This is a genomic window from Duganella aceris, assembly GCF_011090165.1.
In the GTDB taxonomy this organism is placed as follows: domain Bacteria; phylum Pseudomonadota; class Gammaproteobacteria; order Burkholderiales; family Burkholderiaceae_D; genus Rugamonas; species Rugamonas aceris.
The window spans coordinates 380,823-405,720 of sequence record NZ_JAADJT010000002.1 but is presented as its reverse complement, the minus strand read 5'-3'; the positions used below and the strand labels follow the sequence as shown (position 1 = coordinate 405,720).

Below are 24,898 nucleotides of genomic sequence, written 5' to 3'. Positions count from 1 at the left end.
TATTCTACATGCCCTCGCAGGGTCGCGCCTGCAAGCCGGCCGGGTTAAAATACGGGATGCCTACCATTCTTGCCATCGAAACATCCTCCGAACTCGCCTCCTGCGCCTTGCTGCGCGGCGAAACCGTCATCACACGCGTGTCGGAAGGCGTGCGGACCCATTCCCAATCGATCTTGCCGATGGTGCAGGAACTGCTGGCCGAGGCCGGCATCAGCCTGAAGGATTGCGACGCGATCGCGTTCGGCTCCGGTCCCGGCTCGTTCACCGGCGTGCGCACCGCTTGCGGCATCGCGCAGGGGCTGGCGTTCGGCGGCGGGTTGCCGGTGGTGCCGGTGGTGACGCTGGATGCGATGGCGCTGGCTTGCCATCAGCAGCATGGCGCCGGCGAGGTGCTGGCGGTGCTGGATGCGCGCATGGGCGAGGTCTATTGGGCGCAGTACAGTTTTGGCGGCGACGGCGGCGGCGCGGATGACAGCCGCTCCGGCCGGCCGGTGCCGGTGTTGGCGCCGGCATTGTCGGCGCCGGGCGACGTGCGGTCGCAGGGCGCGCCGGTCGCTTGCGGCAACGGCTTGTCTGCCTATGCCGAAGCGTATCCGGCCGGCGGTCACGCCACGGTGATGCCGCACGCGGCGCAGATCGCGCAACTGGCGGCGATCGATTTCGCGGCCGGCAAGACGGTGACGGCGGCCGAGGCGCAGCCGCTATACTTGCGCAACAAGATCGCATACACCCAGGCCGAGCGCCGCGACATGGCAGCCGCCAAAGCGGCCGAAGGTGGCGCATGAAGCAGGTGTGGGATCTGGCTCGTCTGAACTACGAGCCGATGCAGCAAGCCGATCTGGCCGATGTGCTGGAGTTGGAGGAAACGGTTTATCCGCATCCGTGGAGCATGGGCAATTTCGTCGATTCGCTGAGCAGCAATTACGAGGCTTGGGTGTTGCGCGATCAGAATCGTGATTTGCTGGGGTATTTCCTGATGATGGCGATTGTCGACGAGGCGCATTTGTTGAATGTGGCGGTGTCGGCGGAGCGGCAGGGGCAGGGCTTGGGGAGGTTTTTGCTGAATCAGGCCGTGGCGTGCGCGCGCGGCCTGGGCATGACGTCGGTGCTGCTGGAAGTGCGGCCATCGAACACGCGGGCGCTGGAGATTTACGAGCGCTACGGATTTAAACATATCGGCCGGCGCAAGGGTTACTACCCGGCGGCGAACCAGCAACGCGAGGACGCGATCGTTATGCGGTTTGAAGTATGAGTCAGTCGGCACGGAGCACGGTCTTCCTGGAGGAGATGGGCGTTGGTGCGCAGTGGAAGTTGCGTCGGGTGGCGGCTCGGCCCGAAGGCGAGCTGGCAGAAGAGGGTGTAGGCGAATCGGCGCCGCCGGCCGCAGCGATGCCGCCTGCCAGCGCCGCCGCAGCGCTAGCCCATTCCGCCGAGGCGCATCCATCCGCAGCCAGGCCTGCGGCGCGCGGCGTTCCGGCCGGCGAGTCGCAGGCTGACGCCGCCGCCACGCCGCCGCACGCCGGTCGCCTGGCTGCGGCCGTCGACTCGCGCGATGCCGGCGACGATGCGGACGCAGCGCCGCATGCCGGTCGCCTGGTCGCGGCCATCGAGTCGCGCGACGCTCACGCCGACACCCAGACAACGCCACCCGCCCCGCGCGCGACTCCGACCGCTGACGCACACGCTCCCGCCGCCGACTCGCACCACGCCGCCGCCGTTCCGTCCGCCGCGCGCGTGGCTCCGGCCGCCGACGCACACGTCCCAACCGCCGCGCCGCCCACCGCGCGCGCAACCGCAGCCGCCGAGCCGTCGCCGCCGGCTGACGACACCACGTTCGCCCCTGTAGACGATTCAACCTCCTGGTTCGACGACGCCCCGGCCCCCGCCCGCGCCGCGCCGGTCAGCGACGAAGCCATCGCCGCCATGGACTGGCCGACACTGAAGACCGCCGTCTCCACCTGCACCCGCTGCGACCTGTGCGAAACCCGCCGCAACGCCGTCAACGGCCGCGGCGCCGCCGACGCCACCTGGATCGCCATCGCCGCTGCCCCATCGCGCCTGGACGAAAAGGACAACCAGCCGATCACCGCCGAAGCCGGCCAGCTGCTGGACAACATGCTGAAAGCGATCGCGCTCAAGCCCGACGCCGACGTCTACATCACCAACCTGGTCAAATGCCGCCCATCCAACCCGGACGGCAGCGACCGCGCCCCGACCGCCCACGAACTGAGCGCCTGCCGACCCTACCTGCACCGCGAGCTCGCGCTGACCGGCGCCACGATGGCCATGACCTTCGGCCAGTTCGCCGCCAAGGGCCTGATGATGGGCCCCGCCGCGCGCGGCAAGGTGATGCGCTATGGCGCCGCCGAGCTGCCGGTGGTCGCCACCTACCACCCGGACGACCTGCTGCGCAAGCCGGAAGACAAAGCCAAGGCCTGGGGCGACCTGTGCCTGGCGAAGGCCGCCCGTGACTAAGCCGCAGCCCGGCGCGCCATCCGCGCCGTGTGGCGTGGAGACTTATCAAGCCGCGTTCGAGCGGCGCTGGCCGCACCTGAACCACCCGCACGTGCGCGCGCTGGCCTGGCTGCTGGACGCGCCCGACCTGCTGGACCCCGCCTCGCCGCACTGGCAAGGCCGCATCGCCAGCTTCGGCCCGATGGCGCCGGCCACCGCCGACTGGCTGGCCGCGCTGGAACAAGACCCGATCCCGCTGGAATCGGCGCTCGGTACGCGCCACTACTCGCGCCTCGGCCTGTACGCCGAAAAGCTGATGGCCTTCTACTTCGCCGAGCACGGCCAACTGGTCGCGCACGGCCTGCAAGTGCGCGCCAGCCGCAACGACACCGTCGGCGAATTCGACTTCCTGCTGCGCGACGGCGACGACCTGGTCCACATCGAATTCGCCACCAAGTTCTACCTGCTCGACGCCGACGCGGCCGGCGCCAACTTCAACGGCCTGATCGGCCCCAACCTGGCCGACACGCTGGGCGCCAAGATGCGCAAGATCTTCGACAAACAACTCTCGCTGGCCCAACATCCCGCCGCGCAGCCGCTGCTGCCGCAACCGGTGGCCCGCGCGCAAGCGCTGGTCAAAGGCTGGCTGTTCTACCCCCACAGCGCCGACGCGGCGAGCATGGAAGGCATCTCCCAGCCACACTGCAACGGCTTCTGGATGACGCTATCGCAAGCACAACACCTGCCCGACGGCCACTACACCATCATGCCCCGCCTGCACTGGCTGGCGCCACTGAAGTCGCCGGCCAACGCCGCGATGAGCAAACAGGAATTGCTGGCCGCACTCAGCGACCAGATGACGCAACTATCCGCGCCGGTGATGGTGACCGCGATGCAGGAAAAAAGAGAATGGCTGGTGGAACAGCGCCGAGGCTTCATCGTCCCCGACGACTGGCACGCCCAAGCCGCGCAGCGCCGCCAGGACGGCACGCTGCCCGCTTAAGACTGGAAGACCAGCCGCGCGTAGCGCTCGCCGATGAGACGATGCGTCGCCGCATCCGGGTGCAGATTGTCCGGCAGCGGCAGATCGACCGCATCCGCCGCGCCATACAGCGCACGCCCATCGAGATAGGACAGGTTGCCATCCTTCGCCGCGCGCTGCGTGACGATTTTAAGCAACTCATCGCGGATGGTATTGAGCGTCAGCTTGCCCGCCGCGCGCTCCGCCGGCTTGCCCGCGGCGCGGAAGATCACCTGGCCGGCGCTCAGCGCCGACATCACCATCAAGGTCGGCCCCGGCGTGTCCTCGTGAATCGGGCAGTAGATCGGCGACACGATCACCAGCGGCGTATTCGGATGCCCCTCGCGTATCGTATCGATAAACCCGTGCACCGCCGGCCCGAAAGCACGCAAGCGCATCAAGTCGGTGTTGACCACGTTGATGCCCAGCTTCAGACTGATCACGTCCGCCGGCGTATCGCGAATCACGCGCGCGACAAACGGATCCAGCAACGCGCTGCCGCCGAAGCCCAGATTGATCAGCTCAACGCCGCCGCGCGCGGCCGCCAGCGCCGGCCAGGTGGCGGTCGGGCTGGCCGCGTCGGAGCCATGGCTGATCGAGCTGCCGTGATGCAGCCAGACCTTGCGGCCCCGATCGGGAATCGGCGTGATCGGCGCATCGGCGCGCAGCGCCACGATTTCCGTCGCCTCGTTGTACGGCAGCCAGATCTCGACATCCTTGGCGCGCGCCGGCAGATCGCCGAAACGCAATGTGCCGACCTGGCCGAATTCCGTGGTCGCCGCGCCGGCCGCCATATCGATCGACAAGGTATGACCGCCGCCGATGCTGGCCTGGCTCACCAGCCGCCCATCCACCAGCAGATCATAGATGCCATCGGGCCGCTCGGGCGCGCCGATGTAGAAGCGCTTGGTGCGCAAGGCATCCAGCTCGATCACGGTGGCCTCGCTGCGGAACGCCAGACGCACGCCGGCAGGCTGCGCCTCGACCATCGCCAGTTGCGGATCGGCGCATTGCGCGCGCGCCCAGGCGGGCAGGCGGTGCGGGATCACGCCGTTGGCGGTCGGTTCAAGTTCGATCGCGCCGCGTAGGATATCGGCGCTGACGCGGTGGTCCAGCATGGGCGATCAGTGCTTGGCTTCGCCGATCAGCGCGATCGAATCGAATTCGCGCTGGTTGGCCTTGTGCTTGCGCAGGATGATGGCCATGGTCCCGGCCAGGAACAGGCCGAACAGCAGGATGATGACGTTCAAATTCAGATGGCCGCGCAACATCAGCGAGTACACCGCCAGCATGGTCAGGATCGACAGGTTCTCGTTGAAGTTCTGCACCGCGATCGAATGGCCGGCGCTCATCAGCACGTGGCCACGGTGTTGCAGCAGCGCGTTCATCGGCACCAGGAAGAAGCCGCCCAACAGCCCGACCAGCACCAGCAGCGGATACGCCAGCATGACCGAGTTCACCAGGGTCATGCCCATCACGATCACGCCCATGGCGATGCCGACCGGGATCACCGACAGCGACTGGCGCAGCGAGATGAAGCGCGCCGAGATCACCGCGCCCAGCGCGACGCCGATGGCGACCACGCCGACCAGGCTGGTGGATTGTTCGTAAGTGAGATGCAGCGTGCGGTTGGCCCACTCCAGCACGATGAATTGCAGCGTCTGCGCCGCGCCCCAGAACAGCGTGGTGACGCCCAGCGAGATCTGGCCCAGCTTGTCTTTCCACAGCAGCCCGAAGCAATTGGCGAAGTCGGTGATCAGCTTGATCGGATTGCGTTCCTGGTGGCCGTAGACACAGCCGGTGTCCGGGATGCGCGTGTTGAACAGCGCCGCGATCATATAGATGCCGACCACCACGCACAGCGCGGCCTGGGTCGGGGTCTCGATGCCGGTGTCGATCAGCGGCATGTCGAAGCCGAGCAGGAAGCCGGATACCCGGCCGCCGACCAGCGCGCCGCCCATGACGGTGCCGAAGATGATGGAAATGACGGTCAGGCCCTCGACCCAGCCGTTGGCGGCCACCAGTTTCTCGGCCGGCAGCAATTCGGTCAGGATGCCGTACTTGGCCGGCGAATACACGGCGGCGCCGAAACCGACGATGGCATAGGCTAATAAAGGATGGACGTGGGCGAAAATCAGCAGGCAACCGCCAACCTTGATCAGGTTGGAGATGAACATAACCTTGCCCTTGGGCATCGAATCGGCGAAAGCGCCGACAAATGCGGCCAACAGCACGTAAAACAGCGTGAACGAAAGTTTCAGGAGCGGCGTGATCCACCCTGGGGAATTCATCGTTACCAGCAGGTTGATCGCAACAAAGAGCAGCGCATTATCCGCCAGAGACGAAAAGAATTGCGCTGCCATGATGGTGTAGAAACCACGGTTCATTCTTAGATGCCTGAAAACTTATCTGGCTTGCTTTATACCATGCTTTGTTCGTATCCCCAAGAATTGAGCAGTGCAGCTCAGCCCGCACACGGTAAAATACGCGCTTCCCTTATTCGCTGAAAAAAGTCTTATGCCCAGGCCGATAGTCGCAACGATACACCTCGATTCCATGCAACATAATCTGGCGCGCGCCAAGGCGCTATCACCCGGCGCCAAGGCGTGGGGCGTGGTCAAGGCCAACGGCTACGGCCACGGCCTGGAGCGCGCGATGCGCGGTTTCGCCGACGCCGACGGCCTGGCGCTGATCGAGTTCGACAACGCCGTCAAGCTGCGCGAACTGGGCTGGAAGAAGCCGATCCTGTTATTGGAGGGTTTCTTCGGTCCGTCGGATTTGAACACCATGGCCGGCTACAACCTGCAGGCGGCGGTGCATTGCAACGAGCAGCTGGAATGGCTGGAGGCGGCGCAGGAAGCGCTGACCGCGCGCGGCATCCGCTTCGACCTGCATCTGAAAATGAACACCGGCATGAACCGCCTCGGCTTCATGCCGGACGCCTACGCCGCCGCCCACGCGCGCCTGATCGCGATCACCTGCGTCGGCAGCGTGACGCTGATGACCCACTTCGCCAACGCAGACGATGTCGACCACCCGCTGTTGCCGATCAACGAGCAGATCCGCCGCTTCGAGCTGGGCGCGGCCGGCTTGCCGGGCATGCGCAGCCTGTCCAACTCGGCCGGCGTGCTGCTGCATGCGTCGCTGGCCAACGACTGGGTCCGTCCCGGCATCATGCTGTACGGCGGCACGCCCGGCGGCGGCACGGCGGACGGCTTTGGCCTGCAACCGACCATGACCCTGAGCAGCGAGATCATCGGCATCCAGGACATCGCCGCCGGCGACGCGGTCGGCTACGGCAGCCGCTTCCAGGCCGAAGGCCCGATGCGGGTCGGCGTGGTGGCCTGCGGCTATGCCGACGGCTACCCGCGCCACGCGCCGCTGGGCACGCCGGTGCTGGTCGATGGCGTCAAGACGCAGCTGGTCGGCCGGGTCTCGATGGACATGCTGACCGTCGACCTGACGGCGCTGCCGTCGGCGCGCATCGGCAGCAAGGTCACGTTGTGGGGCAAGGGCTTGCCGGTCGACGATGTGGCGGAAGCGGCCGGCACCATCGGCTATGAGCTGATGTGCGCCCTGGCGCCGCGCGTGCCCGTGGTCGAGGGCTGAACGCATGGCCAAGGCTAAAACCAATTACACCTGCACCGAATGCGGCGGCACGTCCTCCAAGTGGAGCGGCCAGTGCCCGTCGTGCCAGCAGTGGAACACGATGGTCGAGACCATCGTCGAGCAGGGCGGCAATAACCGCTATTCGCAGCCGCAGCACATGGCGCTGGCGCAGACCGCGCCGGTGCTGTCGCTGGCCGATATCGACGCGATCGACGTACCGCGCTTCGGCACCGGCATCGAGGAGTTCGACCGGGTGCTGGGCGGCGGCCTGGTGGCCGGCGGCGTGGTGCTGATCGGCGGCGATCCCGGCATCGGCAAGTCGACGCTGCTGTTGCAGGCGCTGGCCAATGTGTCGCACCTGAAGAAGGTGCTGTATGTCAGCGGCGAGGAATCCGGCGCGCAGATCGCGTTGCGCGCCAAGCGCTTGAACATCGACGCCCGCGACCTGAAGCTGCAGGCCGAGATCCAGCTGGAGAAAATCCTCGGCACGCTGGCCGACCTGAAGCCGGAAGTGGCGGTCATCGATTCGATCCAGACCGTGTACTCGGACGCGCTCAGTTCGGCGCCGGGTTCGGTGGCGCAGGTGCGCGAGTGCGCGGCGCAGCTGACCCGCGTCGCCAAGCAGACCGGCATCACCATCATCCTGGTCGGCCACGTCACCAAGGAGGGCGCGCTGGCCGGTCCGCGCGTGCTGGAGCACATCGTCGATACCGTGCTGTATTTCGAAGGCGACAACCATTCGAGCTTCCGTCTGGTGCGGGCGATCAAGAACCGTTTCGGCGCGGTCAACGAGCTGGGTGTGTTCGCCATGACCGAGAAGGGTTTGAAGGGCGTGTCGAATCCGTCGGCGCTGTTCCTGTCGCAGCATGACAACCAGGTGCCGGGTTCCTGCGTGATGGTGACGCAGGAGGGCACGCGTCCGTTGTTGGTGGAGATCCAGGCGCTGGTCGACGCCAGTCATCTGCCCAACGCGCGGCGGCTGTCGGTCGGCTTGGAGCAGAACCGGCTGGCGATGCTGTTGGCGGTGCTGCACCGGCATGCCGGCATCGCGGCCTTCGATCAGGATGTCTTCATCAACGCGGTGGGCGGGGTCAAGATCACCGAACCGGCGGCCGATTTGGCGGTGCTGTTGGCGATCAATTCGTCGATGCGCAGCAAGCCGCTGCCGCGCGGCTTCGTGGTGTTCGGCGAGGTCGGGCTGGCCGGCGAGATCCGTCCGGCGCCGCGCGGGCAGGAGCGCTTGCGCGAGGCGGCCAAGCTCGGTTTCTCGACCGCGATGATCCCGAGCGCCAACGCGCCCAAGCAGCCGATCGAGGGCATGACGATCATCGCGGTCGATCGCATCGACGATGCGTTCAATAAGCTGCGCGAAATCCAATAACGTTGTATTGTTACGTGTTGTAATCGTCAATACCGTACTAAGTATTTATAAAAGGATAGGAAATTGTTAGTGGATCAAAGGTCAGGGGCGCGCAAGATTGTGCGTGCCAAAGCAGTCGTGGTGATGGATGGCATGGCGCCGCAGCAGGGACGCACCATCGATATCAACGCCACCGGCCTGTCGCTCACGTTCGACCACAAACTGTCGGTTGGCGATATGGGTGAAATGTCTTTTGAGTTGTTCGTCGAAGGCAAGGCGCAGATACTGACGACGCGGGTCAGGGTCAACTATTGTATTTTCAGCGGCGACCATTTCAAGCTCGGCTACCAGTTCATGGCGCCGGACATGGCCTTCATGGCCACCCTCAATAAATTCCTGCGCTGATCACGCCGGGCCGATGTAACGGGCCCGTGGCCGTATCAGGCGGTTGGCTTGCACCTGCTCCAGCGCATGGGCGAGCCAACCGACGCAGCGACCCACAGCAAACAAGATGAACGGCGCGTCGCGCGGCAGTCCGCATGCGGCGGCCAGCAGCGACAGCGCGTAGTCGATATTCGGCAGCTCGCCGGCCTGTGCTTCGGCGGCGATGGCCAGATCATGGTAGGGCTGTAACTCCGGCAATAATTTCAACAAGGCGCGGGCGCGCGGGTCGCCGTCCGGGTACAGCGGGTGGCCGAAGGCGGGCAGTGGGCGGTCGCTGGCGAGCCATTGGCGCACGGCGTCGCTGGGGCCGATCTGGTCGGCCAGCGTGCGCAATTGCGCCAGTTCGGCGGAGGCGCCGCCGTGCAGCGGGCCGGTCAGCGTGGCGAAGCCGGCCAGCACCCCGGCCGACAACGAGGCGCCGGTGGAGACGGCGACGCGGGTGGCGAAGGTGGAGGCGTTCAGCTCGTGATCGGCCAGCAGCACCAGCGTGCGGCGGATCAGGTCTTCAGCGGCATCGCATCGCCAGGCGCGGGCGAGGCGGACATGGATGCCGCCGTTCAGCTTGCCCCCGCCGCGCAAAGCTTCGCCACCGTCGTCCAGTCCGCCGCTGCCGCCGCTGCCGCTGTCGCCGGGGGCGCTGCCGCTGCTGCCGCCGTCGCCGCTGCCGCCGTGGCCGCTGCCGCCGCCGCCGCCGCCGCCGTCGCTGCCGCTGCCGCCGTGGCCGCTGCCGTCGCCGCCGCCGTCGCTGCCGCTGCCGCCGGGGCCGCTGCCGTCGCCGTCGCCGTCGCTGCCGCCGCCGCCAAGGCCGCCGTCGCTGCCGCCGCCGCCGGGGCCGCCGTTGCTGCCGCCGCTGCTGCCGCCGCCGGGGCCGCCGTTGCTGCCGCCGCTGCTGCCGCCGCCGGGGCCGCCGTCGCTATCGCTGGTGGCTGGCTGGCCGGTCATGGCTTGCGCCAGGGTGGCGAGGATGTCGGCCGCTTCGGCGTGCAGGGTGCCGGCCAATCGTCCGAGCGACGGTGGATCGACCGCGCAGCGCTGCGCCAGCGCGATCAGGCCGGCGCCCAGCGCGCCCGGCGCCAAGGCCGCCGCGTCGGCATGCCGCGCCGCGCTCGCTGGCAAACCGCCTTGCACCAGCAGCGGATCGCACTCCCAGAGCAGGGCGGCGATGTCCTCCAACGTGGCGGTCTCGGCCAGCAGCGCGGCATCCTGACCGCGATACAGCAGCAGCCCGCCGGTCGTGCTGGTCAGCGACGACGACAGCACCGGATCGCCATACTGCATCGCCTGCGCCGACACCGCCTCCACCTTGCGCCGGCCGTTGCTGCGCCGGGCCATGCGCAGCACGTCATCGCGGTGGTAGAGGCTGCGGCGCGGATCGTCGTCGTCCGGCTTGGCGCGGATTTTTCCGCGACTGACGTTGGCATACAGCGTCTGCGGACGCACGCGGAGCACGCCCAAGGCTTCCTCCGCAGTCATCCAGACCATAGTGCTTTCCATGTTGATACTTCAAGTCAAGATTGACGCGCTGGCTTCCACAGTCCTAAGCTACATCCATCAGCATAACAATTCTGGAGATTTCATGTCCCGCATTTCGCGTCACATGCTCGATGCCGCATCGGCGGCGCTCGGCTTGCCGGACGATGCGGCGGATGCCGTGGTGTTCGGCGGCGTCGGTGACCTGCCGTCGTGTTTCGCCACCACCGATCTGGCGGCGGCTTCGGTCGCGGCGGCGGCGCTGGCGGTGCGGCAGTTGATCGTCGCGCAGGGCGGCGCCGGCGCCGAGGTACGGGTGGACCGCCGGCTGGCGTCGCTGTGGTTTGGCTGGTCGCTGCATCCGGTCGGCTGGGAGCGGCCGCCGTTGTGGGATGCGGTGGCCGGCGACTATGCTTGCGCCGATGGTTGGATCCGTCTGCACACCAATGCGCGCCATCATCGCGATGCGGCGTTGGCCGTGCTCGGTTGCGCGGCGGAGCGCGAGGCGGTGACGCGCGCGGTGGCGGCGTGGCGCGGCGAAGACTTGGAGGCGGCGGTGGTCGGGCAGGGTGGTTGCGCGGCGATGATGCGCTCGATGGCGCAGTGGCGCGAGCATCCACAAGGCCGCGCCGTCGCCGCCGAGCCGCTGATCGCGATCAGCGCCGCCGCCGCAGCCGCACCCGCCGCAGCCGCTGCAGCCGCAGCCGCAGCCGACTCGCGGCCAGCCTCCGCCCCGGCGGCGCCCGTACTGGCGGCTTTCGCCGCCGGCGCGCACGTAGGGCGCGGATGGCCGGGGACGCCGTCGCGCCCGCTGGCCGGGCTCAAGGTGCTGGACCTGACGCGCGTGCTGGCGGGGCCGGTGGCCACGCGCTTCCTGGCGGGCTATGGCGCCGACGTGCTGCGCATCGATCCGCCAGGCTGGACCGAGCCCGGCGTGATCCCGGAAGTCACGCTCGGCAAGCGCTGCGCCAGGCTCGATCTGACGCTGCCGGTCGACCGCGCCATTTTTGAAGGCTTGCTGGCCGACGCCGACATCCTGGTCCACGGCTACCGGGCCGATGCGCTGGAGCGCCTTGGCTTCGGCGAGCAAACCCGCCGCCAGCTCAATCCCGGCCTGATCGACGTCGCGCTGGATGCCTATGGCTGGAGCGGCCCATGGGCCGGCCGGCGCGGCTTCGACAGCCTGGTGCAAATGAGCAGCGGCATCGCGCGGCACGGCATGCTGGCGCAGGGGACAGGCAAGCCGGTGCCGCTGCCGGTGCAGGCGCTGGACCACGCCACCGGCTACCTGATCGCCGCCGCCGTGGTGCGCGGCCTGCTGCACCGGCTGGACGGCCAGGACGGCATGCAAGCCCGCCTGTCGCTGGCCCGCGTCGCCGAGCTGCTGGTCGCGTCGTCAGCCGAGCCCGCCGCCTCGGCGTCGCTGGCCGCCGCCGTCGGCTTGCCGCCCATCGCGCCCGGCGGCGAGGCGGATTTGTCGCCGCAGCTTGAGCAAACCGAGTGGGGACCGGCGCGCCGCTATTGGCCGCCGGCTGAAATCGACGGCGCGCCGATGCGCTGGGAGCGCCCCGCGTCCAGCCTCGGCTCGGCCGCACCAAGCTGGGGCACGGAATAAGGGGTAAATCCCCCGTTGCTCGCCGCTTTGGAAGTCCTGACCATGTTGCATACTATGTAATCAAATATGGCAGGAACGGATCATGGCCACTTCCAGTATCACCTCTAGCACCGGCACCGGCAGCACCGCCGTCTCGGCGGACATCTACAACCGCGTCCAGCAGACCATGGCGACGCAGAACGGCGCCGCCACCAAGCTGACCGCGACCCTGACCAAGGACCAGACCAAACTGTCCGGCCTCGGCCAGCTGCAAAGCGCGCTGGCGAATTTCCAGGCGATCGCCGCCGGCCTGACCGGCAGCGGCCTGAGCACCACCGCCGCCAGCTCGGTCAAGAGCGTGCTGAGCGCCGCCTCCACCGGCAGCGCCAAGGCCGGCACCTACGCCATCGACGTCAAGCAACTGGCGCAGGGCCAGTTCCTGACCAGCGACGAATTCGCCGCCGCCGACACCAAGATCGGCGCCGGCGCCACCACCACCGTCAAGATCGACTTCGGCACCGCCGGCGGCGAGAAGGGCTTCGTCACCAACGGCACCACCGGCAGCAAGAGCATCACCATCGACAGCAGCAACAACACGCTGGACGGCATCGCCGCCGCGCTCAAGGCGGCCGGCGTCGACGTCAAGGTGGTCAAGGGCGACGACGGCAAGTTTTCCCTGCAGGTCGCCGGCGAGAGCGGCGCCGCCAACAGCATGCGCATCAGCGTCAGCGGCGACGCCGCCCTGAAGAACCTGCTGGCCTTCGACCCGGACGGCAAGCAGGAACTCAAACAGACCAAGCCAGCGCAAAACGCCCTCCTGACGGTCGACGGCGGCACCGAGATCAGCAGCGCGAGCAACACCATCAAGGACAAGGGCATCGCCGGCGCCACGCTGACGCTGTCGACCAGCGGCAAGACCGACGTCACCATCACCCAGGACGCCAGCCAGATCGGCGCCAACCTGAAATCCTTCGTCGCCGCCTACAACGACCTCAACGCCAAGCTGCAAAAGCTGCAAAAGGGCGATTTGAAGGGCGACACCGCCGTCAACCAGGTGGTCAGCCAGATGAACCTGCTGCTCAAGACCGGCGGCGGCAGCGTCTCCGTCAGCGCGCTGAACGCCGCCGGCGTGACCCAAGACGCTACCGGCAACCTGGCGATCGACGACAAAAAGCTGACGGCCGCGATCACGGCCGATTCGTCGGCGGTGGCCAAGCTGTTCACCAACGACGGCCGCGGCATCGCCGACCTGCTGTCGAACAAGGCCGGCCTGTTCACGTCGAGCAGCAGCGTGATCAGCAAGGAAGCGCAACTGACCAGCAACGAGATCACCAGCATCAACGCCAAGCGCACCGTGCTGACCAAGGCGCTGACGGCGCAGGCCAACGCGCTGGTGGCGCTGTACACGGCGCAGGCGCAGACCGGCGCCGGCAGCGCCCTGACCGGCGGCAGCGGCAAGACCGGCACCCTGTTCGACATGTTGGGCTGATAAATCAACGAACTCCTTGCATCGAAACTGGCTATGCCCGATCATCACGGCTTGTGATTGATTCCACTTTCGGAGGTGCTATGGCAGGGAAGTTCGTTGGAGCGGTACTGGTGGCGGCAGGCCTGATGGCCGGCGCCGCCCAGGCCCAGGAGGAAAAGATCCTCAATATCTATAACTGGTCGGACTACATCGCCGACGACACAGTTAAAAATTTTGAAAAAGAAACCGGCATCAAGGTTCGTTATGATCTTTTCGATAACAACGAAATCCTGAACTCCAAACTCGTCGCCGGCAAGTCCGGCTACGACATCGTGGTGCCGACCGCGCAATGGGCGCGCCTGCAAATCGACGGCAAGCTGCTGCGCAAGCTGGACAAGTCCAAGCTCGGCAACCTGAAGAACCTCGACCCCGAGATCCAGGCCAAATTGGCCGGCATCGATCCGGGCAATGAATACCTGGTCGACTGGCTGTGGGGCTACACCACCGTCGGCATCAACGTCGCCAAGGTCAAGGCCGCGCTGGGCGCCATGCCGATGCCGGACAACGCCTGGGAACTGGTGTTCAATCCGAAGTACGCCGCCAAGCTGAAGTCGTGCGGCGTGTCCTTCCTCGATTCGCCGTCGGAAGTGCTGCCGGCCGCGCTGCTGTACCTGGGCAAGCCGGCCTACTCGAAGAACGCCGCCGACTACGTCGAGGCCGGCAAGCTGCTGCAATCGATCCGTCCCAACGTCACGCTGTTCAGCTCGTCGGGCTACATCAACGACATGGCCAACGGCGCGGTGTGCGTGGCGCTGGGCTGGTCGGGCGACATCAACATCGCGCGCCAGCGCGCCATCGACGCCAAGAACGGCAACGTGATCGAAGTGCTGGTGCCGAAGACCTCGGCCGCGCTGGTGTTCGACACCATGGCGATCCCGGCCGACGCGCCGCATCCGAACAACGCGCACCTGTGGATCAACTACATTATGCGTCCGGAAGTGCACGCCAGCCTGACCAACAAGGTGTTCTACGCCAACCCGAACGCGGCCGGCGTCAAGTTCGTGCGTAAAGATATCGCTAACAACAAGACCGTGTTCCTGTCGGACGCGGACAAGAAGCGCATGGCCGCGCCGGAGGCGGTGCCGGCGGATATCCGCCGCAACATCACGCGCATCTATACCAAGTTTAAAACCGGGGTGTAAACGTTGAACGGCGCGAGAGGCGTGTCCCGGATAGGGTACGCCGCTGGCGCCGTAGGCTTCAGTGAAGCTGATGCTATTCGTGATAGCGGTCCATCAGTTTATGTTTACTGCCCTGCATCTCTTGTACAAGTTCGTAAACAACCAGGGCGATCATTCCTCCGAAGATCCCCATCGTGAGCAAGGTGAATACCATCATAGCCCCCTCATAGTTGATACGATTAAACTTTAGCAGATGCGTGCGGCTTTACAAGGCCGTGCTGTGCTTATTTCACCACGAGATCCGCCGCCATCACCGCCTTCAGGTAGACACTCATCGGATCGCCGGGATCGCGCTGCGCGAACCACCAGGCGCTGGCCTTGCGGATGTCCCACTCCAGATCGTCGCCGGTCATCAGCATGGACGCCACCTGGCCCAGCGTCGGCTGATGGCCGACCACCAGCACCGAGTCCTTGTTGCCCGGCCAGTTGACCGCCTTGAGGATGTCGGCCGGATCGGCGCCGGGCGCCAGGTCGGTGTGGATCTTGAACTTGCGGCCCAGCGCCTCCACCGTCTGCAAGGTGCGGACGGCGGGGCTGGACAGGATGCGGCAGCTGTCGGGCAGCTGCGAATTGAGCCATTGGCCCATGCGCCGCGCTTGCTTCTGGCCCTTGACGGTCAGAGCGCGCTCCAGATCGGACATGCCCGGGCCGGCATCTTCGGCCTCGGCGTGGCGCCATAAAATGAGATCCATGCTTTTCTCCTGGCTGACATTTGAAAAAGATCCCACGGCGCGCCTCCCGGCACGCCGCCTGTTTTTATTCTCCCAGATGGCCGTGCGGGATGCCCAGCGTGTCCATCAGGTGTTGCTGCGCGCTGAAGCTGGCTTGCTTGCCGCGCGCCTTGCGGCGCTGGTAGTGGCCGTCCGGTTCCAGCTCCCACGCGTTGGTGTTGTCCTTCAAATACGGGTTCAGGCCCTCGGCCAGCACCCGCCGCTTCAAGCCCTTGTCGAGGATAGGGAAGGCCACCTCGATGCGGCGGAACAGGTTGCGGCTCATCCAGTCCGCGCTGGCCAGCACCACGTCGTGCGCCAGATCGTTGCGGAAGTAATAGATGCGGCTGTGCTCCAGGAAGCGGCCGATGATGGAGCGGACCTTGATGTTCTCCGACAGGCCGGGCACGCCGGGCTTCAGGGTGCAGGCGCCGCGCACGATCAGGTCGATCTTCACGCCGTCCTTGGAAGCCGCATACAAGGCCCGGATCACCGACTCGTCCACCAGCGCGTTGATTTTAACAATAATCCGCCCCGGCCGCCCGGCGCGCGCGATCCGCGCCTCGTTGCGGATCGCCTTGATGATCTCGTTGTGCAGCGCGAACGGCGCCAGCCACAAATGCGTCAGGCGGTGCGGCTTGGTCAGGCTGGTCAGGTGGATGAACACCTCGTTGACTTCCTGCGCGATGCCGGGGTGGCAGGTCAGCAGGCCGAAGTCGGTATAGAACTTGGTTGTGGTCGGATGGTAGTTGCCGGTGCCGAGGTGGGCGTAGAAGCGCAGCTTCTTGTCTTCGCGGCGGATCACCAGCGCCACCTTGGCGTGGGTCTTCAGGCCCACCACGCCGTACACCACCTGCGCGCCGGCCTGTTCCAGCTTGTCGGCCCAGTTGATGTTGGCTTCCTCGTCGAAGCGCGCCTTCAGCTCGACGATCACGGTCACTTCCTTGCCCTGGCGCGCGGCGGTGATCAGCGACTCCATCAGGTCCGAGTTCATGCCGGTGCGGTAAATGGTCTGCTTGATCGCCACCACGTCCGGATCGTGCGCGGCGCTGCGGATGAAGTCGATCACCGTCTGGAACGATTGATACGGGTGGTGCAGCAAGATATCGTTTTCACGCAACGCGGCGAAGATGTCCGGGCTGCCCGGCTTGAGCGCGCTGCCGGGGTAGAACGGCGGGAAGCGCAGCTCCGGGCCGCCGACGTGGTCCATCATCTCGGTCAGGCGCACCAGGTTGACCGGGCCGTTGACGGCGTACAGCCTGCTCTGGTGCAGGCCGAACTGGTCGAGCAGGAATTGCGACAGCTCCGGCGGGCAGTTCTTGGCCACCTCCAGCCGCACCGAGGCGCCGAACTGGCGGCCCAGCAGCTCGCCCTTGAGCGCCTGGCGCAGGTTCTTCACTTCGTCCTCGTCGACCCACAGGTCGCTGTCGCGGGTGACGCGGAACTGCGAATAGGCGATCACTTCGCGCCCGGCGAACAGGTCGGAGATATGCGCGTGGATGATCGACGACAGCAGGCAGAACGAGACGCCGCCGCTTTTCGACAGATGGTCGGGCAGCCGGATCACGCGCGGCAGCACGCGCGGCGCCTTGACGATGGCGATCGCGGTGCCGCGGCCGAAGGCGTCCTTGCCGGATAGCGAGACGATGAAGTTGAGACTCTTGTTAACGACTTGCGGGAACGGGTGGGCCGGGTCGAGGCCGATCGGCGTCAGCAGCGGCCGCACCTCGGTGTCGAAGTATTCCTTGACCCAGGCGCGCTGCGCCTCGTTGCGTTCGTTGTGGCGCACCAGGTGCACGCCGTTGGCCGCCAGCTGCGGCAGCACTTCCTGGTTGAGGATTTCATATTGATGGGCGACCAGCGCGTGGCATTCATTGCTGATGCGCGACAGCGTGGCGACCAGGGCGGGGTGGGTCGACAGCGAACCGTCGACGCTGCCGGCCGCCAGCAGGCTGGCCACGCGCACTTCGAAGAACTCGTCGAGGTTGCTGCTGGCGATGCACAGGTAGCGCAGCCGCTCTAATAAAGGAATGCTTTTGTCCTCGGCCTGCGCCAGCACCCGCCGGTTGAACATCAGTTGCGACAGTTCCCGGTCGAGGAATGCGGAGTTCTTATTTACTTCAGCATGCAAGTCAGGCTTCATGTCTTTCTTATCACTTTGCAGGTTACCTAATTCTATACCGTATTGATAGAAGAGTGATGTAACAGTGTAAAGATGAAATATGACAAGTCCGTGACACGCCATGTCATAAATGGCTTTCCAGCGGGCCTCGATTATGACATCCGGGGCCGCGCCCCATAGGGAATGCGGGCTGGAACATTATTTTTCGCATATTTGTCCCATGTCATAAACATGTCATATTCGGCCGGTAGACTGCGCAGCATCCTAACCAGTCATAACAAAGGACTTGATATGCGAATGAAGCAACTGATCTCCTCCCTGGTAGTTGGCCTGTCTGCCGTAGTGGCATTCTCGTCGGCCGCCACCGCCGCCGATATGACCGGCGCCGGCGCCACCTTCCCGTACCCGATCTACGCCAAATGGGCGGAGACGTACAAAGCCGCCACCGGCAACGGCCTGAACTATCAGTCCGTCGGTTCCGGCGCCGGCATCAAGCAGATCAAAGCCAAGACCGTCGATTTCGGCGCGTCGGACATGCCGCTGACGGCCGCCGACCTGGACGCTGAAGGCCTGATGCAGTTCCCTGCCATCATGGGCGGCGTGGTCACCGTGGTCAACCTGGAAGGCATCACCCCAGGCCAGCTGAAGATGACCGGCCCGCTGGTCGGCGACATCTACCTGGGCAAGATCACCAAGTGGAACGATCCTGCGATCGCCGCGCTGAACCCTGGCGTCAAGCTGCCTGCGGACGAAATCACCGTGGTGCACCGCGCCGACGGTTCGGGCACCTCGTTCCTGTTCACCGACTTCCTGTCGAAAACCAACGCCGAATTCAAGACCAAAGTCGGTGCCGGCACCGCTGTGAAGTGGGTGGTTGGCGTCGGTGGCAAGGGTAACGAAGGCGTCGCCGCCAACGTGCAGCGCATCAAGGGTTCGATCGGCTACGTCGAGTGGGCCTACGCCAAGAAGAACAAAATGTCGCACACTCAGCTGAAGAACAAGGATGGCAACTTCATGCAGCCTGACGACGAGTTCTTCAAAGCCGCCGCCGCTTCGGCCGAATGGACCAAGACCCCAGGCTTCGGCGTGGTGCTGACCGACCAGGCCGGTAAAAACTCGTGGCCGATCACCGGCGTGTCGTTCATCCTGATGCACAAAGCACAGGCCGACGCCAACAAAGGTAAGGAAGTCGTCAAGTTCTTCGACTGGGCCTTCAAGAACGGTGGCGCCGCCGCCACCGAACTGGACTACGTTCCACTGCCGGCATCGGTCGTGAAACTGGTGCAGGACTCGTGGAAAGCCAATCTGAAAGACGCTTCGGGCAAGGCAATCTACTAATCCCGACCTCCCTTCGCCGCTGGATGGACTGACAGCGGCGAGGGGGTTAGCCTGCGCCTCCCGACCGGGAGCCGCAGGCTAGCTTACATCCACGAGACAACAATATGAGCGCTGATATCACTTCCACGCCCCTACCGAAATCGGAGCCGGCCATGCACACCAGCACCGCGCAAGCGACTGCCGCTGAGCAAGCCTCGCACAAGGCGATGCTTCGCACCATGCGCAACCAACGCATCCAGGACTTCTTCTTCCACAAAACCACGATGGTGTTCGCGCTGTCGGTGCTGGCGGTACTGCTGGGCATCATCATCTCGCTGATGGTGGGCGCCTGGCCGGCCTTCAAGGAGTTCGGCCCGGCCTTCATCACCACGGTCGAATGGGATCCGGTCAACGACCAGTACGGCGCGGCGATCGCCATCGTCGGCACCCTGGCCACCTCCGGCATCGCGCTGCTGATCGCCTTCCCGGTGAGCTTCGGCATCGCGCTGTTCCTGACCGAGATCTGCCCGGCCTCGCTGCGCCGCCCGCTGGGCACCGCCGTCGAGCTGCTGGCCGGCGTGCCGTCGATCATCTACGGCATGTGGGGTCTGTTTGTGTTCGCGCCGCTGTTCGGCGACTACGTGCAGCCGCTGCTCAAAAGCGTGCTCGGCCCGCTGCCGATCATCGGCCAGTTCTTCAGCGGCCCGACCATGGGCATCGGCATCCTGACCGCCGCGCTGATCCTGGCGGTGATGATCATCCCGTTCATCTCCTCGGTGATGCGCGACGTGTTCGAGATCGTGCCGGCGGTGCTGAAAGAGTCCGCCTACGGCCTCGGCTGCACCCGCTGGGAAGTGGTGCGCAAGATCGTGCTGCCTTACACCAAGACCGGCGTGGTCGGCGGCGTCATGCTGGGCCTGGGCCGCGCGCTCGGCGAGACCATGGCCGTCACCTTCGTCATCGGCAACGCCAACAAGCTGTCGTGGTCGATGTTCGCCGCCGGTAACTCGATCGCCTCGACGCTGGCCAACGAGTTCGCCGAATCCGACACCGTGCTGCACACCTCGTCGCTGTTCGCGCTGGCCTTGATCCTGTTCGTGATCACCTTTATCGTTTTGTCCGCCGCCAAGCTGATGTTGGCCGGCATGTCCCGCAAGGAAGGCGTCAAATGAGCCAAGCTATCATTCACACCAAGCAACCGATGAACGCGGTCTACCGCAAGCGGCTGCTGAAGCACCGCATCGGCATCGCGCTGTCGGTGGCGGCGATGTCGATCGGCCTGATCGTGCTGTCGTGGATCCTGATCACGCTGATCGTCAAGGGCTTCGGCGCCCTGAGCGTCAACATGTTCACCCAGACCACGCCGGCGCCGGGCAGCGAAGGCGGCGGCTTGATGAACGCCATCGTCGGCTCGCTGATGATCGTCGGCCTGTCGACGCTGATCAGCACTCCGGTCGGCATCCTGGCCGGCATCTACCTGGCCGAATACGGCGAGGAAAACAAGGTCGCGGCCATCACCCGCTTCGTCACCGACATCATGCTGTCGGCGCCGTCGATCGTGATCGGCATGTTCGTCTGGGCGCTGTACGTGGCCACCGCGCAGCACTATTCCGGTTACGCCGGTTCTATCGCGCTGGCGCTGATCGCCATTCCGGTGGTGGTGCGCACCACCGACAACATGCTGCGCCTGGTGCCGAACAGCCTGCTCGAAGCCGCCTTCGCACTCGGCGCGCCGCGCTGGAAAGTCGCCATGCTGGTGCGCCTGCGCGCCGTCAAGGCCGGCGTCATCACCGGCGTGCTGCTGGCGGTGGCCCGCATCTCCGGCGAAACCGCGCCGCTGCTGTTCACCGCGCTGAACAACCAGTTCTTCAGCGCCGACATGAACGCGCCGATGGCCAACCTGCCGGTGGTGATCTACGGCTTCGCGATGAGCCCGTATGACAACTGGCGCGACCTGGCCTGGGGCGGCGCGCTGCTGGTGACCTTCAGCGTCTTGGCCCTGAATGTCATCTCGCGCACCCTGTTCAGCCAGAAAATCCCGAATTAATTTCATTAAAGCGATCAATCATGAATACGCAACTGAGCCCAGAAAACGTCATCGCCGCGAACGGCAAACGCAAGACCATCGAAATCAGCGGCCTGAACTTCTTCTACGGTAAGACCCAGAGCCTGACCAACGTCAACCTGGACATCCACGAGAAGCAGGTCACCGCCTTCATCGGCCCGTCCGGTTGCGGCAAGTCGACGCTGCTGCGCACGCTGAACCGCATGTACGACCTGTACCCGGGCCAGCGCGCCGAAGGGTCCATCATGTACCGCGGCCGCAACATCCTCGAGGAAGGCCAGGACGTCAACATGCTGCGCGCCAAGGTCGGCATGGTGTTCCAGAAGCCGACCCCGTTCCCGATGTCGATCTACGACAACATCGCCTTCGGCGTGCGTCTGTACGAAGACCTGTCGAAGGGCGAGATGGACGAGCGCGTCGAATGGGCGCTGAAGAAGGCCGCGCTGTGGGGCGAAGTCAAGGACAAGCTGACCAAGAGCGGCCTGTCGCTGTCGGGCGGCCAGCAACAGCGCCTGTGCATCGCGCGCGGCGTCGCCGTGAAGCCGGACGTGCTGCTGCTGGATGAGCCGACCTCGGCGCTGGATCCGATCTCGACCTCGAAGGTGGAAGAACTGATCAGCGAGCTGAAGCAGGACTACACCATCGCCATCGTCACCCACAACATGCAGCAGGCCGCGCGTTGCTCGGACTACACCGCCTACATGTATCTGGGCGAGCTGGTGGAATTCGGCGAGACCGACCAGATCTTCATGAATCCTGCGCGTAAAGAAACCCAGGACTACATCACCGGCCGCTTCGGCTGATCGCACTTATAATAGCAAATCGACTACGGAGAGCAGCATGATCGGTGAACATTCATCCAAGCAGTACGACAACGAACTCGAAGCCATACGCAGCAAGGTGCTGTTGATGGGCGGCATCGTCGAGACCCAATTCCTCGACGCCATGACCTGCTTCCGCATCGGCAATCCCGAGCGCGCCGACCGCGTGATGCGCGAGGACGACACGGTCAACCAGCTGGAAGTATCGCTGGACGACGCCTGCAGCCACCTGATCGTGCGCCGCCAGCCGACCGCCAACGACCTGCGGACCGTGATGGCGACGATCAAGATCATCACCGACCTGGAGCGCATCGGCGACGAAGCGACCAAGATCGCCCGCACCGCCAAGGCGCTGCACGCGCGTGGCGCGGTCACCGTCAATCATTACGAGATGGTGCGCGGCATCGCCAACAACACCAGCGACATGCTGCACGACGCGCTGGACGCGTTCGCCCGCAACGACGGCAAGCAAGCGTTGCAGCTGATCGCCCAGGACGCCGTGATCGACCACGAATTCCGTTCGATCATGCGCAACCTGATCACCTTCATGATGGAAGACCCGCGCACCATCTCGGCCGCGCTGGACACGCTGTGGGTGGCCAAGGCGATCGAACGCATCGGCGACCACGCCAAGAACATCGCCGAATACGTCATCTACGTGGTCGAAGGCAAGGACATCCGCCACACCAAGACCGCGCCGATTCCGGACGACGTCTCCGAGCAAGCTGAGTAAAAAGAAAACATGGCATCTGATAAAACCACCGTCCTGATCGTAGAAGATGAACCGGCGATCGTCGAACTGGTGACGTTCTCGTTGCGCGAAGCGGGCTGGAACTGCTGCGCGGTGCAAAGCGTGGGCGAGGCCTGGGACTTCATCCAGACCCGCACGCCGCAACTGATCCTGCTGGACTGGATGCTGCCGGATCAAACCGGTTTGCGTCTGCTGGCGCGGATCCGTTCCGACCGCCAGTTCAACGAAATCCCGGTCATCATGCTGACCGCGAAAAGCATGGAAGAGGACAAGCTGGCCGGCTTGAACAGCGGGGCCGACGACTACGTCACCAAGCCGTTCTCGCCGCGCGAGCTGCTGGCCCGCGCCAAGGCGCTGCTGCGCCGCAAGAGCCCGGAACATGCGCAGGCGACCATGCGCGCCGCCAACATCATGCTGGATCCGGTCAGCTGCACGGTCTCGATGGACGAGCAAAAGATCGACATCGGCCACGCCGAATACAAGCTGTTGAAATTCCTGCTGGCGCATCCGGAACGGGTGTTCTCGCGCAGCCAGCTGCTGGACAAGGTCTGGGGCGACCACGTCGTGATCGAAGAGCGGACCGTCGACGTCCATGTGCTACGCTTGCGCAAGGCCTTGAAGGAAGCGGAACACCTGATCAAAACGGTGCGTAGTGTAGGCTACATGCTGTCGGAAAAATAAGCGTCAAATTCTAAGATGAATCCAAAACTCGTGTTCTGGGTGCCCGCAGCGTTGCGCACCGCCATCATCCTGGCGTGCTGCGCGCTGGCGGGCTGGATGTTCGGCCTGCGGACCGGGCTGGTGCTGGCGGTGATCGCGATGATGGCGCTGGTGTTTGTGCAGCTATCGTATCTATACCAGCTCAGCAACTGGATGGACGACCCGCGCAGCGCCAAGCTGCCGGACGGCTGGGGCGAATGGACCAACATCTTCTCGCGCCTGTACCGCATGCGCCGCGACGATGAAAAGAACCAGACCGAGCTGACCGAATGGCTGGCGCGCTTCCGCCAGGCCATGCACCTGTTGCCGGACGGCGTGGTGATCATGGACGACGTGCTGTTCCTCGAATGGTGCAACCCGGCCGCCGAGAAGCACCTGGGCCTGACGCACGAGCGCGACAAGGGCATGCGGGTGACCAACCTGGTGCGCAATCCCGATTTCATGGACTACATCATCCTCGGCCGCTACGAGCAGCCGCTGACGATCAGTTTCCGCGAGCGCAAGCTGATCGTGCACATCATCCCGTTCGAGAACCGGCGCCAGATCCTGGTGACGCACGACGCCACCGAGACCGAGCGGATCGAAGAAATGCGCCGCGACTTCATCGCCAACGCCTCGCACGAGTTGCGCACGCCGCTGACGGTGATCGTCGGCTTCCTGGAGATCGCCGCCTCGGAAGGGCTGGACGCGGCGACGCGCTCGTCGCACCTGAAGCTGATGACGGAGCAGGGCCACCGCATGCAGCACCTGATCGAAGACATGCTGACCTTGTCGCGGCTGGAGTCGGTGGACTACCCGATGCGGCCGGAGCAGGTCGACGTCGCCAAGCTGATGGAGCAAGTGCTGCGCGACGCCAAGGCGCTATCGGCCGGCAAGCACGAGATCACGCTGACGGTGAGCGGGCCGGACATCATGGGCAGCTACGAAGAGTTGCACAGCGCCTTCGGCAACCTGGCCTCGAACGCGGTGCGGTACACGCCGGCGGGCGGCAAGATCCACCTGGTGTGGAAGGAATACGAAGGCGCCGTCAAGTTCAAGGTGGAAGACACCGGCATCGGCATCAGCCCGGAGCACATTTCGCGGCTGACGGAGCGTTTCTACCGCGTCGACAAGAGCCGCTCGCGCGAGACGCAGGGGACGGGGCTGGGGCTGGCGATCGTCAAGCACGTACTGCTGCGGCACGGCTCGACGCTGCAAATCAAATCCGAAGCCGGCAAAGGCAGCGCCTTCATCGTCTGCCTGCCGAAGACCGCGATCGTCCCGACCCAGCCCGAGCTGCTGTTGACCTAAAACTCCGGGGTCAGAGCTAAAAACTGGACACGGCCTCTACCGTAGCGGATGCTACGGTAGAGGCCGTGTCCAGTTTTTAGCTCTGACCCCGGATTAAGGAAGCCATTGCTGCAGCGTTGCCTTGGCTTTTTGCACGTGCTCGTCCTTGATGTGCGCCGTGACGGCGGCCGCGGCGGCGATCAGCACGCCCAGGTCGTCGGTGTAGCCGACGACGGGCAACAGGTCGGGGATGGCGTCGATCGGCGAGATGAAATAGCCCAGCGCGCCGTAGATCGTGGTCTTCGCCCACAACGGCGTGTCCGGATCGGTGGCCGAGTAGTACATCTTCAATGCCTGCTCCAGCACTTTTCTGCCCGCCGCCTTGGCGTAGGTCTTGATCTTGACCCAGAAGCCGTCGTCGGAATATTGCGCTGAGAAATCGGTGTCCGCCATCGTTTTTTT

24 protein-coding genes are annotated in these 24,898 nt (G+C 65.1%); 17 read left to right on the top strand and 7 right to left on the bottom strand.

What is annotated here, in order from left to right; all coding sequences use genetic code 11:
* Positions 1 to 56: 56 nt before the first annotated feature.
* The 4 genes from tsaB to GW587_RS06295 are packed head-to-tail and all read left to right on the top strand — an operon-like array spanning position 57 to position 3,457.
* Entirely contained in the window at positions 57 to 785 is a 729-nt protein-coding gene (gene tsaB, locus GW587_RS06310; protein WP_166100006.1) for a tRNA (adenosine(37)-N6)-threonylcarbamoyltransferase complex dimerization subunit type 1 TsaB, read from the top strand.
* Positions 782 to 1,252 (top strand): ribosomal protein S18-alanine N-acetyltransferase, encoded by a 471-nt coding sequence (rimI, locus tag GW587_RS06305; RefSeq protein WP_166100003.1) that lies wholly within the window; start codon positions 782 to 784, stop codon positions 1,250 to 1,252. The genes tsaB and rimI overlap by 4 nt, the downstream gene beginning before the upstream one ends.
* Positions 1,249 to 2,475, top strand: coding sequence for a uracil-DNA glycosylase (locus GW587_RS06300; RefSeq protein ID WP_229259313.1), 1,227 nt, complete (start codon positions 1,249 to 1,251; stop codon positions 2,473 to 2,475). Before rimI ends, GW587_RS06300 begins: the two co-directional genes overlap by 4 nt.
* On the top strand, positions 2,468 to 3,457 hold the full coding sequence (locus GW587_RS06295) for a DUF1853 family protein (protein ID WP_371875549.1): 990 nt from the start codon (positions 2,468 to 2,470) through the stop codon (positions 3,455 to 3,457). The genes GW587_RS06300 and GW587_RS06295 overlap by 8 nt, the downstream gene beginning before the upstream one ends.
* Here GW587_RS06295 and GW587_RS06290 read toward each other — a convergent pair.
* Positions 3,454 to 4,593: a GDSL-type esterase/lipase family protein gene (locus GW587_RS06290; protein WP_166099997.1), complete on the bottom strand. Its 1,140-nt coding sequence runs from the start codon at positions 4,591 to 4,593 to the stop codon at positions 3,454 to 3,456. The genes GW587_RS06295 and GW587_RS06290 overlap by 4 nt on opposite strands.
* A 6-nt stretch (positions 4,594 to 4,599) precedes the next feature.
* The gene (gene lplT / locus GW587_RS06285) at positions 4,600 to 5,862 is read right to left on the bottom strand and encodes a lysophospholipid transporter LplT (protein WP_166099995.1); all 1,263 of its coding nucleotides are present in this window, start codon (positions 5,860 to 5,862) and stop codon (positions 4,600 to 4,602) included.
* A gap of 130 nt (positions 5,863 to 5,992) precedes the next feature.
* Between lplT and alr the strand changes: the two genes are divergently transcribed.
* The 3 genes from alr to GW587_RS06270 all read left to right on the top strand — a co-directional run bounded on the left by alr (position 5,993) and on the right by GW587_RS06270 (position 8,849).
* On the top strand, positions 5,993 to 7,084 hold the full coding sequence (gene alr, locus GW587_RS06280) for an alanine racemase (protein WP_166099993.1): 1,092 nt from the start codon (positions 5,993 to 5,995) through the stop codon (positions 7,082 to 7,084).
* A 4-nt stretch (positions 7,085 to 7,088) separates the two neighbouring features.
* Entirely contained in the window at positions 7,089 to 8,465 is a 1,377-nt protein-coding gene (gene radA / locus GW587_RS06275; RefSeq protein ID WP_166099990.1) for a DNA repair protein RadA, read from the top strand.
* Positions 8,466 to 8,534: 69 nt separating this feature from the next.
* A complete protein-coding gene (locus tag GW587_RS06270) occupies positions 8,535 to 8,849 on the top strand; it encodes a PilZ domain-containing protein (RefSeq protein ID WP_371875552.1) in 315 nt (104 codons plus the stop codon).
* Here the strand turns inward: GW587_RS06270 and GW587_RS31190 are convergent, their stop codons facing one another.
* Complete coding sequence (locus GW587_RS31190; RefSeq protein ID WP_229259312.1) at positions 8,850 to 10,382, bottom strand: citrate synthase; 1,533 nt, start codon at positions 10,380 to 10,382, stop codon at positions 8,850 to 8,852. It lies immediately after the preceding gene.
* An 82-nt stretch (positions 10,383 to 10,464) separates the two neighbouring features.
* Here GW587_RS31190 and GW587_RS06260 point away from each other — a divergent pair, with 82 nt between their 5' ends.
* From GW587_RS06260 to GW587_RS06250, 3 genes are all read left to right on the top strand, one after another.
* Complete coding sequence (locus GW587_RS06260; protein ID WP_229259311.1) at positions 10,465 to 11,973, top strand: CoA transferase; 1,509 nt, start codon at positions 10,465 to 10,467, stop codon at positions 11,971 to 11,973.
* An 82-nt stretch (positions 11,974 to 12,055) separates the two neighbouring features.
* Positions 12,056 to 13,441, top strand: a complete 1,386-nt coding sequence (gene fliD / locus GW587_RS06255) for a flagellar filament capping protein FliD (RefSeq protein WP_166099985.1) — start codon at positions 12,056 to 12,058, stop codon at positions 13,439 to 13,441.
* An 80-nt stretch (positions 13,442 to 13,521) separates the two neighbouring features.
* Positions 13,522 to 14,622, top strand: a complete 1,101-nt coding sequence (locus GW587_RS06250; RefSeq protein WP_166099983.1) for a polyamine ABC transporter substrate-binding protein — start codon at positions 13,522 to 13,524, stop codon at positions 14,620 to 14,622.
* Between the two features lie 73 nt (positions 14,623 to 14,695).
* Here the strand turns inward: GW587_RS06250 and GW587_RS31600 are convergent, their stop codons facing one another.
* From GW587_RS31600 to ppk1, 3 genes are all read right to left on the bottom strand, one after another.
* Complete coding sequence (locus GW587_RS31600) at positions 14,696 to 14,818, bottom strand: hypothetical protein (protein WP_267878020.1); 123 nt, start codon at positions 14,816 to 14,818, stop codon at positions 14,696 to 14,698.
* 67 nt (positions 14,819 to 14,885) lie between these two features.
* Complete coding sequence (gene sixA / locus GW587_RS06245; protein WP_166099981.1) at positions 14,886 to 15,353, bottom strand: phosphohistidine phosphatase SixA; 468 nt, start codon at positions 15,351 to 15,353, stop codon at positions 14,886 to 14,888.
* A 64-nt stretch (positions 15,354 to 15,417) separates the two neighbouring features.
* Complete coding sequence (ppk1, locus tag GW587_RS06240) at positions 15,418 to 17,514, bottom strand: polyphosphate kinase 1 (protein ID WP_166099979.1); 2,097 nt, start codon at positions 17,512 to 17,514, stop codon at positions 15,418 to 15,420.
* A 270-nt stretch (positions 17,515 to 17,784) separates the two neighbouring features.
* Between ppk1 and pstS the strand changes: the two genes are divergently transcribed.
* The 7 genes from pstS (at position 17,785) to phoR (ending at position 24,457) form a co-directional block, all read left to right on the top strand.
* Positions 17,785 to 18,831: a phosphate ABC transporter substrate-binding protein PstS gene (gene pstS, locus GW587_RS06235; RefSeq protein ID WP_166099977.1), complete on the top strand. Its 1,047-nt coding sequence runs from the start codon at positions 17,785 to 17,787 to the stop codon at positions 18,829 to 18,831.
* 152 nt (positions 18,832 to 18,983) lie between these two features.
* The gene (gene pstC, locus GW587_RS06230; RefSeq protein WP_166099974.1) at positions 18,984 to 19,982 is read left to right on the top strand and encodes a phosphate ABC transporter permease subunit PstC; all 999 of its coding nucleotides are present in this window, start codon (positions 18,984 to 18,986) and stop codon (positions 19,980 to 19,982) included.
* The gene (gene pstA, locus GW587_RS06225; protein ID WP_166099972.1) at positions 19,979 to 20,857 is read left to right on the top strand and encodes a phosphate ABC transporter permease PstA; all 879 of its coding nucleotides are present in this window, start codon (positions 19,979 to 19,981) and stop codon (positions 20,855 to 20,857) included. The genes pstC and pstA overlap by 4 nt, the downstream gene beginning before the upstream one ends.
* Positions 20,858 to 20,877: 20 nt before the next feature.
* The gene (gene pstB / locus GW587_RS06220; protein WP_166099969.1) at positions 20,878 to 21,678 is read left to right on the top strand and encodes a phosphate ABC transporter ATP-binding protein PstB; all 801 of its coding nucleotides are present in this window, start codon (positions 20,878 to 20,880) and stop codon (positions 21,676 to 21,678) included.
* A gap of 37 nt (positions 21,679 to 21,715) precedes the next feature.
* The gene (gene phoU / locus GW587_RS06215; protein ID WP_166099968.1) at positions 21,716 to 22,429 is read left to right on the top strand and encodes a phosphate signaling complex protein PhoU; all 714 of its coding nucleotides are present in this window, start codon (positions 21,716 to 21,718) and stop codon (positions 22,427 to 22,429) included.
* Between the two features lie 9 nt (positions 22,430 to 22,438).
* A complete protein-coding gene (locus tag GW587_RS06210) occupies positions 22,439 to 23,128 on the top strand; it encodes a response regulator (protein ID WP_166099965.1) in 690 nt (229 codons plus the stop codon).
* 15 nt (positions 23,129 to 23,143) lie between these two features.
* Positions 23,144 to 24,457: a phosphate regulon sensor histidine kinase PhoR gene (gene phoR, locus GW587_RS06205; protein WP_166099963.1), complete on the top strand. Its 1,314-nt coding sequence runs from the start codon at positions 23,144 to 23,146 to the stop codon at positions 24,455 to 24,457.
* A gap of 93 nt (positions 24,458 to 24,550) precedes the next feature.
* Here the strand turns inward: phoR and GW587_RS06200 are convergent, their stop codons facing one another.
* On the bottom strand, positions 24,551 to 24,889 hold the full coding sequence (locus tag GW587_RS06200; RefSeq protein ID WP_166099959.1) for a YkvA family protein: 339 nt from the start codon (positions 24,887 to 24,889) through the stop codon (positions 24,551 to 24,553).
* Positions 24,890 to 24,898: the final 9 nt, after the last annotated feature.